The 16,036-nt window shown below is 71.8% G+C and carries 18 protein-coding genes; 7 read left to right on the top strand and 11 right to left on the bottom strand.

Annotation, left to right across the window (positions count from 1 at the left end; genetic code table 11):
• Positions 1-56: 56 nt before the first annotated feature.
• The 8 genes from C3488_RS25680 to C3488_RS25650 form a co-directional block, all read right to left on the bottom strand.
• Positions 57-458, bottom strand: coding sequence for a rhodanese-like domain-containing protein (locus tag C3488_RS25680; RefSeq protein WP_103843253.1), 402 nt, complete (start codon positions 456-458; stop codon positions 57-59).
• The gene (locus C3488_RS25675; RefSeq protein WP_181139193.1) at positions 455-997 is read right to left on the bottom strand and encodes a cysteine dioxygenase; all 543 of its coding nucleotides are present in this window, start codon (positions 995-997) and stop codon (positions 455-457) included. Before C3488_RS25675 ends, C3488_RS25680 begins: the two co-directional genes overlap by 4 nt.
• A 70-nt stretch (positions 998-1,067) precedes the next feature.
• A complete protein-coding gene (locus tag C3488_RS42710) occupies positions 1,068-1,154 on the bottom strand; it encodes a putative leader peptide (RefSeq protein ID WP_374955458.1) in 87 nt (28 codons plus the stop codon).
• 103 nt (positions 1,155-1,257) lie between these two features.
• The gene (locus C3488_RS25670) at positions 1,258-2,940 is read right to left on the bottom strand and encodes an FAD-dependent monooxygenase (protein ID WP_103843250.1); all 1,683 of its coding nucleotides are present in this window, start codon (positions 2,938-2,940) and stop codon (positions 1,258-1,260) included.
• 172 nt (positions 2,941-3,112) lie between these two features.
• Positions 3,113-3,997 carry an amino acid ABC transporter permease gene (locus C3488_RS25665; protein WP_103843248.1) on the bottom strand — a complete coding sequence of 295 codons (885 nt, stop codon included), beginning with the start codon at positions 3,995-3,997 and terminating at the stop codon, positions 3,113-3,115.
• Complete coding sequence (locus C3488_RS25660) at positions 3,994-4,659, bottom strand: amino acid ABC transporter permease (protein WP_103843246.1); 666 nt, start codon at positions 4,657-4,659, stop codon at positions 3,994-3,996. Before C3488_RS25660 ends, C3488_RS25665 begins: the two co-directional genes overlap by 4 nt.
• A gap of 77 nt (positions 4,660-4,736) precedes the next feature.
• The gene (locus tag C3488_RS25655; RefSeq protein ID WP_103843244.1) at positions 4,737-5,576 is read right to left on the bottom strand and encodes a glutamate ABC transporter substrate-binding protein; all 840 of its coding nucleotides are present in this window, start codon (positions 5,574-5,576) and stop codon (positions 4,737-4,739) included.
• Between the two features lie 139 nt (positions 5,577-5,715).
• Positions 5,716-6,492 carry an amino acid ABC transporter ATP-binding protein gene (locus C3488_RS25650; protein ID WP_103843242.1) on the bottom strand — a complete coding sequence of 259 codons (777 nt, stop codon included), beginning with the start codon at positions 6,490-6,492 and terminating at the stop codon, positions 5,716-5,718.
• 360 nt (positions 6,493-6,852) lie between these two features.
• On the opposite strand from C3488_RS25650, the gene C3488_RS25645 reads away from it, so the two are divergent.
• Both C3488_RS25645 and C3488_RS25640 read left to right on the top strand, forming a co-directional pair.
• Complete coding sequence (locus C3488_RS25645) at positions 6,853-7,539, top strand: response regulator transcription factor (RefSeq protein WP_103843240.1); 687 nt, start codon at positions 6,853-6,855, stop codon at positions 7,537-7,539.
• Positions 7,540-7,548: 9 nt separating this feature from the next.
• Entirely contained in the window at positions 7,549-8,970 is a 1,422-nt protein-coding gene (locus C3488_RS25640; RefSeq protein WP_103843238.1) for a HAMP domain-containing sensor histidine kinase, read from the top strand.
• A gap of 192 nt (positions 8,971-9,162) precedes the next feature.
• On the opposite strand, the gene C3488_RS25635 is transcribed toward C3488_RS25640, so the two are convergent.
• Entirely contained in the window at positions 9,163-10,161 is a 999-nt protein-coding gene (locus C3488_RS25635; RefSeq protein ID WP_103843236.1) for a TAXI family TRAP transporter solute-binding subunit, read from the bottom strand.
• A 95-nt stretch (positions 10,162-10,256) separates the two neighbouring features.
• Between C3488_RS25635 and C3488_RS25630 the strand changes: the two genes are divergently transcribed.
• From C3488_RS25630 to tatA, 4 genes are all read left to right on the top strand, one after another.
• Positions 10,257-10,661 carry a MazG nucleotide pyrophosphohydrolase domain-containing protein gene (locus tag C3488_RS25630; RefSeq protein WP_103843234.1) on the top strand — a complete coding sequence of 135 codons (405 nt, stop codon included), beginning with the start codon at positions 10,257-10,259 and terminating at the stop codon, positions 10,659-10,661.
• 106 nt (positions 10,662-10,767) lie between these two features.
• On the top strand, positions 10,768-11,124 hold the full coding sequence (locus C3488_RS25625; protein WP_103843232.1) for a metalloregulator ArsR/SmtB family transcription factor: 357 nt from the start codon (positions 10,768-10,770) through the stop codon (positions 11,122-11,124).
• Complete coding sequence (gene mgtA / locus C3488_RS25620; protein WP_308460690.1) at positions 11,114-13,675, top strand: magnesium-translocating P-type ATPase; 2,562 nt, start codon at positions 11,114-11,116, stop codon at positions 13,673-13,675. Before C3488_RS25625 ends, mgtA begins: the two co-directional genes overlap by 11 nt.
• Before the next feature lie 155 nt (positions 13,676-13,830).
• Positions 13,831-14,088, top strand: coding sequence for a Sec-independent protein translocase subunit TatA (tatA, locus tag C3488_RS25615; protein WP_103843228.1), 258 nt, complete (start codon positions 13,831-13,833; stop codon positions 14,086-14,088).
• A gap of 11 nt (positions 14,089-14,099) precedes the next feature.
• On the opposite strand, the gene C3488_RS25610 is transcribed toward tatA, so the two are convergent.
• Together C3488_RS25610 and C3488_RS25605 are read right to left on the bottom strand one after the other, a co-directional pair.
• Positions 14,100-14,330: a hypothetical protein gene (locus tag C3488_RS25610; protein ID WP_103843226.1), complete on the bottom strand. Its 231-nt coding sequence runs from the start codon at positions 14,328-14,330 to the stop codon at positions 14,100-14,102.
• A 150-nt stretch (positions 14,331-14,480) separates the two neighbouring features.
• Positions 14,481-14,834: a hypothetical protein gene (locus C3488_RS25605; protein WP_181139192.1), complete on the bottom strand. Its 354-nt coding sequence runs from the start codon at positions 14,832-14,834 to the stop codon at positions 14,481-14,483.
• A gap of 206 nt (positions 14,835-15,040) precedes the next feature.
• On the opposite strand from C3488_RS25605, the gene C3488_RS25600 reads away from it, so the two are divergent.
• The gene (locus C3488_RS25600; protein WP_103843224.1) at positions 15,041-15,877 is read left to right on the top strand and encodes an alpha/beta fold hydrolase; all 837 of its coding nucleotides are present in this window, start codon (positions 15,041-15,043) and stop codon (positions 15,875-15,877) included.
• Positions 15,878-16,036: the final 159 nt, after the last annotated feature.

Below are 16,036 nucleotides of genomic sequence, written 5' to 3'. Positions count from 1 at the left end.
CCGAAGCCCAAGCCCAACCAGCCCAGAGCCTCAACGTCCAACCCCGGCAAAAGCCCCTACGGCGCCACCGGCAGCCCCGCCGCTCTCCACGCCTGGAAGCCGCCCACCAGGTCGGTGGCGCGGTGCAGGCCCAGTTGGCGCAGGGACGCGGCGGCCAGGCTGGAGGCGTAGCCCTCGTTGCAGATGACCACGACGCGCAGGTCGTGTCCGGTGGCCTCGGGGAGGCGGTGGCTGCCCTGCGGGTCCAGGCGCCACTCCAGTTCGTTCCGTTCGACGACCAGCGCACCGGGGATGAGTCCGTCACGGTCCCGCAGAGCCGCATAGCGGATGTCCACGAGCAGGGCCTCGCCGGCCCGTGCGGCATCGTGGGCCTCCGCGGGCTCCACCCGGTCCAGATCCTCGCGGACCCGCTCCAGCAACTCGTCGATTCCCACGGGGTGTTCGGGTGCGGAACTCATCGCCAGTCCTCCGGGCGTTCGACCTGCTCCAGACGCAGCACCTGCCCCGTGCGACTGTAACGGCGGATCTGCGGCAGGGGTGGGTAGTAGGCGTGCACCGAGACGGCGTGTCGCTCGGTGGACTCGTTGAGCACCTCGTGCACATGGTGCCGGCCGAAGGAGCGGCCCTCACCGGCCGGCAGTCGCCGCTCCCGGTCGACGCCGTCGGTGAGTTCCAGGGTCTTCCAGCCGTCGGACGGCAGCCGGACCACGAGAGAGTTCTCCTTGAGCTCGCCCGAAGCGGTGACGAAGGCGCCGACCGACTCGGCGTGGTCGTGCCAGCCGGTGCCCGTGCCCGGCGGCCAGCCGATCAGCCAGGCCTCGCTGCCGCCGGGGCCCTCGAGCCGTACCCAGGTACGGCCCTCGGGGTCCAGTGGGAGTGAGGCGATCAGCTCGGTGTCGGCGGCCGTGCGGCGCGCGAAGTCGAAAAGTTCGGCCTGGGTGGGGGCCCCGGTCCGGGCGGAGTTCGCGGACAGGGGCACGGAAGGGGAGACAGACAAGGGGTACCGTCCTGAGGGTTCGCCGGGGCGCGCGGCGGCAGGGGCACTGCGCGCGGTGAGGGAAGCGAGATCAACAGGACGGGCGACACACGCAGCCCGCATAGCGGACGAGGTCCATATGGACCCTCCGCCACAGGCGCGCATACGTGTCGCTCATGGTCCGGAGTAGACCATGGCGGTGTCGACCGGTCAACTCACGGTCACCATGTGGACCTCATGGTGACCGTGAGTGCGGGCAACGGAGTTCCCCTCCGCGGCCACTAGCGTGCGTTCGCCGTCTCCTGTGTCTTCGCCGGGCCGCCCAGTGCCGCCTCGGCCGCCGCGTACAGGTCCGCGGGGCGCACCCCGGCGAGCGCCGTCACCAGATGGCCGTCCGGCCGGATCAGCAGGACGGTGTGGGCGGCGGCACCCGGGTAGCTCTCGGCGACCAGTAGTTCCGCGGGATGCGGCAGGGCCGTCACCGCCGCGGCGAGCCGGGGCATGATCCCGGCCGACACCCAGTGCTTGCGGTCCCATACGTCGGTGCCCGGCGCCACCAGCACCACCAGCAGGGATCCGCGGCCGAGCCGGTCGCGCAGCCGTACGGACGCCCCGTCCTCCGCGGTCACCCGCACGTCCACCACCTGCGCTCCGGGCTCCGTGCCCACGAACGCCGTCGACTCGCCGTCCGCTGCCGCGAGCGGTGAGGCGGCGTACGTCCCCGGCGTGCCCAGCGCGCCCCTCCCCAGGTGGCCGTCCGTGAGCAGCGCGTCATGGCCGCGGGCGGCCCCCGGTACGTAGGACCGCAGACCCCCGCCGCCGCGCAGCAGCGGCAGCGCCTGGTCGGCGGCGCGCAGCCGGGCCGCGACCACGGCGCGGCGCTCCGCCTGGTAGCTGTCGAGCAGGGCTTCGTGCGGCCCGTGGTGCCAGACCAGCGCCAGCTTCCAGGCGAGGTTGTCGACGTCCCGCAGGCTCTCCTCGAGGCCCTGTGTGCCGAGTGCGCCGAGCAGGTGCGCGGCGTCCCCGGCGAGGAAGACCCGGCCGGCGCGCCAGCGGCGGGCGAGCCGGTGGTGGACGGTGTGGACGCCGGTGTCCAGCAGGTCGTAGGCGGGCGTGGTGCCCCCGTTCCATCCGGCGAGGGTCTCCCGGATGCGGGTCACCAGCAGTTCGGGCGTGACCAGGTCCTTGCCCGGCGGCAGCAGCCAGTCCAGCCGCCACACCCCGTCGGGCAGGGGGCGCGCCGTGACCTCGCCGCCAGAGGGGCCGGACGTCCGCCACGGCGGCATGCGGTGCAGCAACGCCTCGCCGGGCCAGGGAAGTTCGGCGCGCAGGGCGGCCACGGCGTGCCGTTCCACCGCCGTCCTGCCGGGGAAGCGGATGTCGAGGAGCTTGCGTACCGTCGAGCGCGGCCCGTCGCAGCCGACCAGGTGGCTGCCGCGCCACCAGGTGTTCCGGGGGCCCCGGGTGTGCGCGGTGACGCCGGAGGGTTCCTGTTCGAGGGCGTCGAGGCGGCTCTCGACGGCGACCTTGACCAGTGGCTGCCCGGCGACGGCGGTGCGCAGGGCTCCGGTCAGCACATGCTGGGCGATGTGCAGCGGTGCCGGCCCTCCGGGTTCCTCCACCGTGCCCTTGCGGCCCTCGGCGGCCCCCTCGGGCGTGGGGCCGTATCCGCCGCCGCGCTCCAGCACCGTGCCGTCCGGCTCGAAGACGACCTTCCGGGTCAGCTGCTTGCGCCGCATCGACCGCCACCCGGTGAGGCGCAGCCCCGGCCCGGTGAGCGGCACGCCGGCCAGGCGCTCCATCAGGGCGGCCGTGTCCTCGCGCAGCACGACCGTGCGCGCGGCCCGTTGTTCGTCCTTGCCCGGGCCCTCGTCGAGGACCACGGACGGCACCTCCTGCCGCGCCAGAGCCAGCGCGAGCGAGAGCCCGACGGGCCCCGCTCCCACGATGATCACCGGGTCCACGGTGTGGCGCCCCCCGCCCTGCGTGGTGTGTGGGGGAACGTTGGGGAACAGGCAGGTGGAGCGGGGTGCACGATCACACACCGTATGCAACCCATTGCCGCAGCGCCCGTCAAGCGACGAGGGCAGTGGCGTGACGCCACTGCCCTCCGGGTCGTATGGGATTGAGGAGCCGTCAGGCGGCCGCGCCCGTCGACTCGGCCGCCCCGACCGCCGCCGGGGGCAGCACCGCGCCGGTCGACTTCTTGCCGCGCCGCAGCCGCTTCTCCAGCCAGCCGGCGAAGGTCGTCAGGGCGAAGTTGATGGCGATGTAGATGACGGCCACGATCGTGAAGCTGGCGATGGTGTTGGCGCCGTAGTAGGAGCTCATCGGCGAGACCGAGGCCAGCAGTTCGGGGAAGGTGAGGACCGCGCCGCCCAGCGCGGTGTCCTTCACGATCACCACGAGCTGGCTGACGATCGCCGGCAGCATCGCGGTGACCGCCTGCGGCAGCAGGATGAACCGCATCACCTGGTTCTTGCGCAGACCGATCGCCAGAGCCGCCTCTCCCTGGCCCTTCGGCAGGGCCAGGATGCCCGCCCGGACGATCTCCGCGAGGACGGAGGCGTTGTAGAGGACGAGGCCGGTGACCACCGCGTACAGCGGGCGGTCGTCCGAACTGACGTTTGTGTACTGGGAGAAGAGTGCGAGGCCGAAGATCATCAGGACGAGGACCGGGATGGCCCGGAAGAACTCCACCACGACCGCGACCGGGATCCGCACCCAGGCGTGGTCCGAGAGCCGTGCGATGCCCAGGACCGCGCCCAGTGGCAGGGAGATGAGCATCGCGAGGGCGGCGGCCTTCAGCGTGTTCTGCACCCCGGGCCAGATGTAGGTCGACCAGGCCTCCGTACCGCCGAAGAAGGGCTTCCACTTCTCCCAGTCGAGCTGGCCCTTGTCGTCGAGACTGGTGAACACCCACCAGCCGAGCCCGGCCACGGCGAGCAGGAACACCACCGTGTAGACGACGTTGCGCCGTTTGGCCCGGGGGCCCTGGGCGTCGTAGAGGACGGACGTCATCGCTTCACCGCCACCTTCTTGCCCACCCAGCCGAGGATCAGGCCGGTCGGCAGCGTCAGACACACGAACCCGAAGGCGATCACCGCGGAGATCAGCAGGAGCTGGGCCTCGTTCTCGATCATCTCCTTCATCAGCAGGGCCGCCTCGGTGACGCCGATCGCGGCCGCCACCGTGGTGTTCTTCGTGAGCGCGATCAGGACGTTCGTCAGCGGGCCGACGACGGAGCGGAAGGCCTGCGGCAGCACCACCAGCCTGAGCACCTGACCGAAGCTCAGCCCCAGCGCACGGGCCGCCTCCGCCTGCCCGACGGGCACGGTGTTGATGCCGGCCCTCAGCGCCTCGCACACGAACGCCGCGGTGTAGAGGATCAGACCGAGCACGGCGAGCCGGAAGTTGACGACCTTGAAGTCGGTCGCGCCGAGCTGTACCTGCAAGGTCTGGTTGAGACCGAGCGAGGTGAACAGGATGATCACCGTCAGCGGGATGTTCCGCACGATGTTCACGTAGGCGGTGCCGAAACCGCGCATCACCGGGACCGGACCGACCCGCATGGCGGCCAGCACGGTGCCCCAGATCAGGGAGCCGATCGCGGACAGGACGGCGAGCTGCACCGTCGTCCAGAACGCTCCCAGCACGTCGTAGTGATCAAGAAAGTCGAACATGAGGTCCCGCGCTTCCGCGTGTCGGACAGGCCCGGGTGCGCCGCTCCCCCGTAAACGGCGCACCCGTGGAGCCCTGCTTACTGGACGATGTTGCCGATCTTCGGCGCGGGCTCGTTCTTGTAGTTCGCGGGGCCGAAGTTCTTCTTCACGGCCGTGTCCCACGAACCGTCCGAGACCATCTTCTCCAGGGCGCTGTTGATCTTCGCCTTGAGATCGCTGCCCTTCTTGACCCCGATGCCGTAGTTCTCGTTGGTCATCTTGAAGCCGCCGAGCTTGAACTTGCCCTTGAAGGCGGCCTGCGAGGCGTAACCGGCGAGGATCGAGTCATCGGTGGTCAGCGCGTCGACGGCGCCGTTCTGCAGACCCGTCAGGCAGGCCGAGTACGTCGGGTACTGCAGCAGGTTGGCCTTCGGGGCGAGCTTGTCGTGGACGTTCTGCGCCGAGGTCGAGCCCGTCACCGAGCACAGCTTCTTGGAGTTCAGGTCCGAGGGCGACTTGATCGAGTTGTCGTCGGCGCGGAGCAGCACGTCCTGGTGGGCGAGCAGGTACGGGCCGGCGAAGTCGACCTTCGCCTGACGCTTCGGGGTGATCGAGTACGAGGCGACGATGAAGTCGACGTCGCCGCGCTGCAGCATGGTCTCGCGGTCGGCGCTCTTCGACTCGTGCCACTCGATCTGGTCGGCGTTGTAGCCGAGCTGCTTGGCGACGTACGTGGCGACGTCCACGTCGAAGCCGGAGTAGCCCTGCGGCGTCTTCTGGCCGATGCCCGGCTGGTCGAACTTGATGCCGACCTTGATCGTCTTGCCGCCGCCGGAGGACGAGCCCCCGTCGCTCTTCTTGTCCGACCCGCAGGCGGTGGCGGCGGTGGCGAGGGCGAGGGCGACGGCCGTGGCCGCGGTGACCTTGCGGAGCTTCATGGTGAACATCCTTTGCGTGGTGAAGAGAATGCGGACCGGGGACCGGCGCCCGGGAGGCGGGCCGTGCGCGGTGTCGGCGGTGGGACGCTCGGGGCGAGCGGACTTAAGGACGCGGACGGACGGTGCCCGGCGCGCGGCCTCAGTGGTGGAGGATCTTCGACAGGAAGTCCTTCGCGCGGTCGCTGCGCGGGGCGCTGAAGAACTGCTCCGGTGTGGCCTCTTCCACGATGCGCCCGTCCGCCATGAAGACCACCCGATTGGCGGCCGAACGGGCGAAGCCCATCTCATGGGTGACCACCACCATGGTCATGCCGTCCCGGGCGAGCTGCTGCATGACCTCCAGGACCTCGTTGATCATCTCGGGGTCCAGGGCCGAGGTCGGCTCGTCGAAGAGGATGACCTTGGGGTCCATGGCCAGCGCGCGGGCGATGGCGACACGCTGCTGCTGGCCGCCGGAGAGCTGAGCGGGGTACTTGTCCGCCTGGGTGCCGACGCCCACCCGGTCCAGCAGCGCGCGCGCCTTCTCCTCGGCCTTCTGCTTGTCGGTTCGGCGGACCTTGATCTGGCCCAGCATCACGTTCTCGAGCACCGTCTTGTGCGCGAAGAGGTTGAAGGACTGGAAGACCATGCCGACGTCGGCGCGCAGCCGGGCCAGCTCCTTGCCCTCCTGGGGCAGCGGCCTGCCGTCGATCAGGATCTCGCCCTCGTCGATGGTCTCCAGGCGGTTGATGGTGCGGCACAGGGTGGACTTGCCGGACCCGGAGGGGCCGATGACGACGACGACTTCACCACGCGCGATGGTCAGGTCGATGTCCTGGAGCACGTGCAACGCGCCGAAGTGCTTGTTGACGCTCCTCAGGACGACCAGTTCGTCGGTCGCGGCCACCGAGTCCTCGGCCACCGATACTTCGGTCATGTGCTCACTGGCTCCGTCCTCGCTCGGTTTCGCAGGACAGTAGTGAGACCGCACGACCAGCGTCATTACATCTGAGGGAGATCTGAGCATCACAATCCGATAGCGATCGGACACGAGTCGTAGCGAATCCGGCGGACCGCGTACCGGCTGGGTAACGGAAGCCGCCCGCGACCCGAAGCCTCTTGACGGCGTCCTCGTTCATCGGCGTGACTTCCTTGGTGCACGCGCGCGTGCCCACGTGTTCGGGTGGGTGACGACTTTCCGGTGCGGCGCGGGGGCGACGCCCTTGCGCACGCCGAGAGCGCACGGAGACCGTATGGCCGAACAGACCGTAGGGCCGAGAAACCGGAGGGGGCCGGCATGAGACTGCTTCTCGTCGAGGACGACAACCACGTCGCGGCCGCCCTGTCCGCGGTCCTGGCCCGGCACGGCTTCGAGGTCACGCACGCCCGCAGCGGCGAGGAGGCACTCCAGGCGCTGGTCCCCGAGGGCGCCGGCTTCGGCGTGGTCCTGCTCGACCTGGGCCTGCCCGACCAGGACGGCTACGAGGTCTGCGCCAAGATCCGCAAGCGCACCGGAACCCCGGTGATCATGGTGACCGCACGCTCGGACGTGCGGTCCCGGATCCACGGCCTGAACCTCGGCGCCGACGACTACGTGGTCAAGCCGTACGACACCGGGGAACTGCTCGCGCGCATCCACGCGGTCAGCCGCCGCACCCCGCACCTGGACGACACCGGCGCCACCGAGACCGCGCTGCGCCTCGGCCCCGTGCACATCGAGTTCCCCACCCGCCGCGTCAGCGTGGACGGCTCCGTCGTCCAGCTGACCCGCAAGGAGTTCGACCTGCTGGCCCTGCTGGCCCAGCGCCCCGGTGTGGTGTTCCGGCGTGAACAGATCATCAGCGAGGTGTGGCAGACCAGTTGGGAGGGGACCGGGCGCACCCTGGAGGTGCACGTCGCCTCCCTGCGCTCCAAGCTGCGCATGCCCGCGCTGATCGAGACCGTGCGCGGCGTCGGGTACCGGCTCGTCGCCCCGGCCGCGTAGCGGGTACGGGTGCGCACACGTCTCCTTCCGCTGCTCATCGTCCTGATGGCGGCCGTGCTGCTCGCGCTCGGTGTGCCGCTCGCGGTGAGCCTCGCGGCAGCACAGCAGCAGCGGGTCGTCGTCGACCGCATCGACGACACGGCGCGCTTCGCCGCCCTCGCACAGTTCGTCACCGACCGGCCCACCGGCTCCCGGACCGACGCCACGGACGAGCGCGGCGAGACCCTGGCCGGCGAACTGCGCATGTACTACAGCGTGTACGGCATCCGGGCCGGCGTCTTCTACCGCGACGACACACCCATGGCCAACGCGCCCGGGGACTGGTTCCTGCCCGAGAAGGGCGAGGGCCGCGACGCCTTCAACGAGGCCCTGCTCGGGCGGCGCAGCCACGATCCCGAGCAGGTCTGGCCCTGGCAGCGCAGCCGGCTCGTGGTCGCCTCGCCCGTCATCCGCGACGGTGACGTCGTCGCGGTGGTCGTCACCGACTCGCCCACCGGGCAGATGCGGTCGAGGATCCTGCACGGCTGGCTGTTCATCGGCGCCGGGGAGGTCGCCGCGATGCTGCTCGCCGTGGGCGCGGCGCTGCGGCTGACCGGATGGGTCCTCAGGCCGGTGCGGGTCCTGGACGCGACGACCCACGACATAGCGACCGGACGCCTGAAGTCCCGGGTCGCGGCGGCGGGCGGACCGCCGGAGCTGAGGCGGCTCGCCCGGTCGTTCAACGAGATGGCGGACAACGTCGAGCAGGTCCTCGAGCAGCAGCGCGCCTTCGTCGCCGACGCCTCCCACCAGTTGCGCAATCCGCTGGCCGCGCTGCTGCTGCGCATCGAACTGCTCGCGCTGGAACTGCCGGAGGGCAACGAGGAGATCGCCTCGGTGCGCACCGAGGGCAAGCGCCTCGCGCAGGTCCTGGACGATCTGCTCGACCTGGCGCTCGCCGAACACGCCGAGGCGGACCTGCGGCTCACCGACATCGGCGCGCTGACCGCCGAGCGGGTCGCGTCCTGGGGGCCCGCCGCCGAGGCCAAGGGCGTACGCCTGACCGGCACCTGCCCGGCCACCACGGCCTGGGCGGATCCCGTGACCCTGTCCAGTGCGCTGGACGCCGTCATCGACAACGCGGTGAAGTTCACGCCCGCGGGCCAGAGCGTGGGAGTGGAGGTCGCGGCCGCCGGCGACACCGCCACGGTGGTGGTCACCGACGGCGGCCCCGGCCTCAGCGACGAGGAACTCGCACGCGTCGGGGACCGCTTCTGGCGCAGCGCCGCCCACCAGAACATCAAGGGCTCGGGCCTCGGCCTGTCGATCACCCAGACGCTGCTGGCGGCGGGCGGGGGCTCGATCTCGTACGCGCATCACGAGCCGCACGGCCTCAGGGTGACGGTGTCGCTTCCGCGGACGGCGACGGGGGCGCGGCGCGCCGGGGCTTGAGGGATTTCGCGGCCGGGGCGGCACTGCCGGCCTGCCCGGTCCGGCGTTCGAGTACGAGGCCTTTCTGCGTTTGAGCACGAGGCCGTTCCGCACTCGAGTACGAGGCCGTTCAAGCCGAACGTGGCTCTGGGGCCAAGCCCCACGACGGCGAGCCGACCCAGGGGCGAGACTCTTGGCTGCCGGCGCCCCGAACTACGGCTTCACCGACCGGTAGTACCGCCGCGCGCCTTCGTGCAGTTCCAGCGGGTCCGTGTAGATCGCGGTGCGCAGGTCCACCAACTGTGCCGCGTGCACCTGTGCGCCGATCCGGTCGCGGCTGTCGATGACCACGCGGGTCAGCTCGTCGGTCAGGTCGGCGTTCATGTCCTGACGTGTCACCAGGAGGTTGGCGACGGCCACGGTCTGCACGGAGACGCCCTGCTGCGCCTCCGGATAGGCGTCGGCCGGCATCACAGCGGCCCGGTAGTAGCGGGACGCGCCGCCCTGCGCGTGCAGCTTCGCCACCAGGTCGCCGCCGATCGGCACCAGCCGGACCGGGAAATGCTGCGACAGATCCGTTATCGCGCTCGTGGGCAGCCCGCCCGACCAGAAGAACGCGTCGATCCGGTGCCGCCTCAGCAGCCCGGGCATCGTCCCGATGCCGTCGGACAGCGGCGTGATGTCCCTCTCGGGGTCCAGCCCGGCCGCCTTCAGCACATGCTCCGCGATCAGCCGCACCCCGGAGCCGCCCGGCCCGACGGCGACCGTGCGGCCCTTCAGGTCCGCCACCGACCGAACGGCGGACGACCGCGGCACCACCAGGTGCACATAGTCGTCGTACAGCCTTGCGCAGCCGCGCAGCCGGCCGGCGCCGGGCCCGTTCTGAAGCCGGTACGCCTCCACCGCGTCGGCCGCCGCGATCGTGAAGTCCACCTGCCCGGTGGCCACCCGGCGCACGTTCTCCTGCGACCCGTCGCTGTTCTGCAGCCGTACGTCCAACCGCGGCATGTCCCGCGCGATCGTCTGCCGCAGCAGGGTGCCGTACTTCTCGTAGACGCCGCTCGGGGTGCCGGTACTGAAGGTGACCGTGCCGTTCGGGGACTCCTCGCCGATCGGCAGCAGCCACCACAGCAGCAGCCCGAGGACCGCGCACACGGCCGCCGAGCCCAGCAGCGCGCGGCGTCTGCCGATACGGGGGAGTGCCTGAAGCATGCGCGCGATCCTGCCAGGCCGCGGCCCCTGTGACCAGGCCGGGACCGACGAGGGGAGGGCGCAGGACGGGTGCCGGCGAACGGTAGGGTCGGCGGATGCGTCCTTCCCCCGCCTCCCTCGTCCGTGAGTTCCACCTCGCCTTCGGTCTCGACGTGCGCTCCGAGCCGACGGAGGTCTCCGCGGAGCTGGCCGCGCACCGCGGTGAGCTGCTCGCCGAGGAGGCGGCGGAGGTCGCCGAGGTGTCCGTCACCGGCCCGCTCGACCGGCTGGCGCACGAGCTGGCCGACCTCGTGTACGTGGCGTACGGGACGGCCCTGGTGCACGGCATCGACCTCGACGCCGTCATCGCCGAGATCCACCGCGCCAACATGACGAAGATCGGCCCGGACGGCACGGTGTCGCGCCGGGCCGACGGCAAGGTCCTCAAGGGCGACCACTACCGCGCCCCTGACGTCTCGGCGGTCCTGCGCCGCCAGGGCTGGTCGCCCGCGGAGCGGTAGGGACAGCACCCCCCGGCGTCCGGCTCTGCGACCGGGGCCCGACGAGCCCGCCTAGACTGACCCCTTGCAAGGACGAGACGACCCCGGTGTGAACAGGAGGCCCACGGTGACGGCAGTCGGCGGTGGTTTCGAGGATCCGTCCGCCGAGGTGCTGTCCCAGGCGGCGGCCGCCTTCGGGCTGTTGGCCTCGTCCGCGCGGCTGCACATCGTGTGGGCGCTCGCGCAGGGCGAGAGCGATGTCACCGGGCTCGCCGAGCGGGTCGGCGGCGCTCTGCCCGCCGTGAGTCAGCACCTGACGAAGCTCAAGCTCGCCGGACTCGTCGGCTCGCGCCGTGAGGGCCGCCGCCAGGTGTACTTCGTCGACGACGCGGACGTCGTGACCGTGGTGCGCCTCCTGGTCGGCCGGCTGACCGACCGTGCCGCCCCGGCCGACGTCCCGGCACCCCGGCTCCGTGGCCTCTGAGACCGCCTCGGCGCCGGCACCCCAGCCCGGCCCGGACCCAGGTGCGGGCGGCCCCACGTCCCTTCAGGAGCTGCGCCGCCTGGAGAGCAGTCTGCGCGGGCTCACCGAGGCGGAGGCGGAGGCCCGGCTCGGTGAGGCCGGGGAGAACGTGCTCCCCGAGGCCCGTACGGCCTCCTGGGCCCGGCGCTTCGCCCGCGGGCTGCGCGACCCGTTCACCAGTGTGCTGCTCTGCCTCGGTCTGGTCTCGGCGACCGTCACCGCCTGGGGCACCGCCTGTGTGATCCTCTCCCTCGTCGTGGTCAGCTGCGTGCTGCGCGCCACCGGCGAGCACCGGGCCGACCGCTCCATGGCCGCGCTGCGCGATCTGGTCGCCACCACCGCGACCGTGGTGCGCCGACCGGAGGCGGACCGTCCGCCGCGCGAGCGCGAGATACCGGCCGCCGAACTGGTGCCGGGCGACGTGATCCGGCTGGCGCCCGGCGACCTCGTCCCCGCCGACGTACGGCTGCTGCGCGCCGGCGGTCTGACCGTGCACCAGGGGCCGCTCACCGGCGAGTCGGCGCCGGTCGCCAAGAGCGCGCCGGACGTCCCCGGCGCCTTCGGCGGCGGGCCCTTCGCCCAGCCCCACCTCTGCTTCCAGGGCAGCAGCGTGGCCTCCGGCAGCGGCACCGCGCTCGTCCTCCACACGGGCGCCCGGACCCGGTTCGCGCGGGCCCACGGCACGCCCGCCGCGCGCGGGGTGAGCGCCTTCGACCGGTCCGTGCACGGCATCTCCTGGGTGCTGATCCGGTTCATGCTGCTCACCCCGCCGCTGGTCCTCATGGCGAGCGCGGCGCTGCGCGGCCGTGGCCTGCAGACGCTGCCCTTCGCCGTCGCGGTCGCCGTCGGCCTCACCCCCGAGATGCTGCCGGTCATCGTCACCACCTGCCTGGCCCGCGGTGCCTCCCTGCTCGCCCGCAGCCACGGCGTGATCGTCAAGCGCCTGCCGGCTCTGCACGACCTCGGCGCCGTCGACGTGCTGTGCCTGGACAAGACCGGCACCCTCACCCAGGACCGGCCGGTGGTCGAACGCGCCCTGGACGGGGACGGCAAGGACGCGCCCGAGGTGCTGCACTGGGCGGCCGTCAGCGCCTGGTGGACCCTTCAGCTCGCCGACCTGCCCGCCCCCGACGCCCTGGACGAGGCGATCCTGGACGCGGCCGACGGCGCCTGGGAGGACTGCGAGGGCGTGGCCGCGCTGCCGTTCGACCCGGTCCGCCGCCGCGCCACCGCTGTGGTCCGCGGCGGCCTCGGCATGCACGTCCTCGTCGTCAAGGGCGCCGCCGAGGACGTACTGGAGCGCTGTGCGCTGGAGCCCGCCGAGCGTGAGCGCCTGCTGGCGCGGGCCGCGCGCGAGGCCGGCGACGGCCTCAGGGTGCTCGCGGTCGCCACCGCCGAACGTCCCGCTCGCACCCGTCCCTACACCGCCGCCGACGAACGCGACCTGGCCTTCCGCGGCTTCGTCACCTTCCGGGACGCCCTCGCCCCGACCGCCGCCCGCGCCCTCAAGGACCTCGCCGCCTGCGGCGTCAGCGTGCGGATCCTCACCGGCGACCACCCCGGCACCGCGGTCCGCGTCTGCCGTGACCTCGGCCTCCACCCCGGCCGGGTGCGGACCGCGGGCGCCCCGGACGACGCCGCCGCGACCGTCGTCGCCCGCTGCACCCCCGAGGACAAGGCCCGGATCGTCACCGACCTGCGCGCGGCCGGGCACACGGTGGGGTTCCTCGGCGACGGCGTCAACGACGTGCCCGCGCTGCACGCCGCCGACGTGGGCGTCGCCCCGCGCGACGCCGTCGACGTGGCCCGCGAGAGCGCGGACGTCGTCCTCGCCTACAAGGACCTCACCGCGATCGACCACGCCGTCGCCGCCGGCCGTCACGCCAGCGGCAACATCGCCTCGTATCTGCGCGTCACGCTCTCCTCGAACCTCGGCAACGTCGTCGCGATGCTCGCCGCGGGTCTGCTGCTGCCCTTCCTGCCGATGCTCCCGGCCCAGGTCCTCGCCCAGAACCTGTGCTTCGACGCGGCCCAGCTCGCCTTCGCCTACGACCGCCCCGCGGCTTCGGCCCTCGCCCGGCCCACCGTGCTGAGGCCGCGTGACTTCCTTCGCTTCATCACCGGCTTCGGACTGCTCAACGCGGTCGCCGACCTCGCCACCTTCGGCGTCCTGGCGTTCGCGCTGCACGGGCCGGACGCGCTCGACGACGACGCGGTGTTCCACTCGGCGTGGTTCACGGAGAACCTGCTCACCCAGGGCCTGGTGATGCTGCTGCTGAGGTCCGGCCGGCGTGTCGCGGAGGGACGCACGCCGGGCCCGCTCGGACGGGCCGCGGCCGCTCTGGCCGCCGTGGGGTTCCTGCTGCCGCTGTCCCCGCTGGGCTCCTTGCTCGGCCTGACCGCGCTGCCGTTGGCGTACTACCTCATGCTCGCCGCCGTCCTCGCCCTGTACGCGCTCGCCCTGTGGGCGGTCAAAGCGCGCTACGAACGACGGTCCGGCGCGCGGCGCTGACCGCCGGTCGGGTTCTGTCGGTTTCCGCGCGATTCGTCTTCGGCTCGGTTTCGCCGCCGCCTACGGGTTGTACAGTTGCGCAACGTAGCAACCAACATGGCACGGGCGAGCGGCGAGAGGCGTCCTCGGCCGACGCGAGGAAGGGCGGGCGCGTCATGCTCCGTAACGGACTGGAACCCTGGCACCTGCTGATCGTGGCGATCGTCGTCATCGTGCTGTTCGGCTCGAAGAAGCTCCCCGACACCGCTCGGGCGCTGGGCAAGTCGATGCGCATCCTGAAGAGCGAGGCGAAGGCGATGAAGGACGAGAACACGTCCGCGCCCGTCGCCTCCGCGGCCACTCCGGTGGAGCCGACGGCCGTCCGGACCTCCGCCGAGACGGCCACGGAGCGGCCGCCGGCCGCCGCCGGCTGAGGGCGCGCCCGTCAGGGGCTGGCGCTGTCGTAGCCGTAGGCCAGCGGCTCGCTGTTCACGCCCAGCTGGCGCCGGTAGACGTACAGCGCGTCCACGCGTACGCCGTCCGCCGCGGACTCGACCCGGCACGGGTACGTCACCTGCAGCACCGAGGGCCGGCCGGCCACCTGCATGCGCAGGCCGTCGGCCGGCCCTCCGGCGAGCACCGCCGTCTCCCACTTCGTCGCGACATGAAGATCCATGTCTGAACCTTAGAGTTGCGCAACCGCTGAAGTGTTGTGAGGTGCGCCACTGGTCCGGCCTCGAACGGCCGGCGTCGGACGCGTCGGCGGCTCGCCCGCGACCAGCTGTCGGCGTTGAGAGGGTGCAGCCAGTCGTCGCCGGAGCACAGCTCATGGCCCTTGAAGATGGTGCGCACATCCCCGAAGACGAAGCCGTGGGCGGCGGCCCGGTCGGCGAAGACGCTGTCCAGGACGTCCGCGGCCTCGTCGATCTTGGGGTGCTTGATCGGTGTCGCTGAAGCCGGCGTAGAAGACGTCGAGGGTGTACACGTGCGGGTAACGCAGCACGACCACCTCGGCGTTGGGCGCCTTGGCGCGGATCGCGTCATAGGTGGCGTCCAGGCGGGCGGGCAGCGCGTTCCGGGCGTGGCTCTCGGCCTGGTCGACGCGGTTGACGCAGTCGGAGTCCGAGCCGGACACACAGGTGGTGATGACGTCCGAGGAGCCCGCGTCATCGCCGCCCACGGTGAGTGAGACGAGTCCGGTGCCGGAGTTCAGCGGGCCGTTCGGTGTTCGCGGGGGTCTGGGACGCGGATGCCCGGTTCTTCGTCCGTGGCTCTGCGCCCCTGGGCAAGAAGTCGTGCACTCGGCGGCAACCCGCGGCGGGGCGTCCGCCCTAGCGTGAGTGCCTCGAGACATGCACCCGGTCATCCCGAAACGAGGAGCAACGCATGCCGTACATCACCGTGGGCCAGGAGAACTCCACCACCATCGACCTCTACTACGAGGACCACGGATCCGGACAGCCGGTCGTCCTCATCCACGGATTCCCGCTGGACGGCCACTCCTGGGAGCGGCAGAGTGCCGCGCTGCTCGACGCCGGCTACCGCGTGATCACCTACGACCGCCGTGGTTTCGGGCAGTCCAGCCAGCCGACGACCGGTTACGACTACGACACCTTCGCCGCCGACCTGAACACCGTGCTGGAGACCCTGGACGTGCGGGACGCCGTCCTCGTCGGGTTCTCGATGGGCACCGGTGAGGTCGCCCGGTACGTGTCCGCCTACGGTTCCGCCCGGGTCGCCAAGGTCGCCTTCCTGGCGTCGCTGGAGCCCTGCCTGCTCAAGACCGACGACAACCCGGACGGTGTCGCCCCGAAGGAGTTCTTCGACGGCGTCGTCGCGGCCGTCAAGGCGGACCGCTACGCGTACTACACGGCCTTCTACAAGGACTTCTACAACCTCGACGAGAACCTCGGCACCAGGATCAGCGAGGAGGCCGTCCGCAACAGCTGGAACGTCGCCGCGGGCGGCGGCTTCTTCGCCGCGGCCGCCGCGCCCTCGACCTGGTACACCGACTTCCGGGCCGACATCCCGGCCATCGATGTGCCGGCCCTGATCCTGCACGGCACGGGCGACCGCATCCTGCCCGTCGAGGGGACCGCGCGCCCGTTCCACAAGGCGCTCCCGTCCGCCGACTACGTCGAGATCGAGGGCGCCCCGCACGGCCTGCTGTGGACGCACGCCGAGGAGGTCAACCAGGCCCTCCTCGCCTTCCTGGCGAAGTGACCCGACGGCAGCCGGGCCGCCGTGACGAAGGCGGCCCGGCTCCCGCATGTCTGCGGCCGGTGTCCGACACCGCACACTCGGGGTCGGACGGAGCGCGGCCCGCCACGCCGGGCCGGAGAGGGCGCTGACGGGCAAGCCCCCCTGCACGCACAGGCAGCA

Source organism: Streptomyces sp. Ru72 (assembly GCF_002920635.1).
Taxonomy (GTDB): Bacteria; Actinomycetota; Actinomycetes; order Streptomycetales; family Streptomycetaceae; genus Streptomyces.
This window is presented reverse-complemented; position numbering and strand designations above follow the sequence as displayed.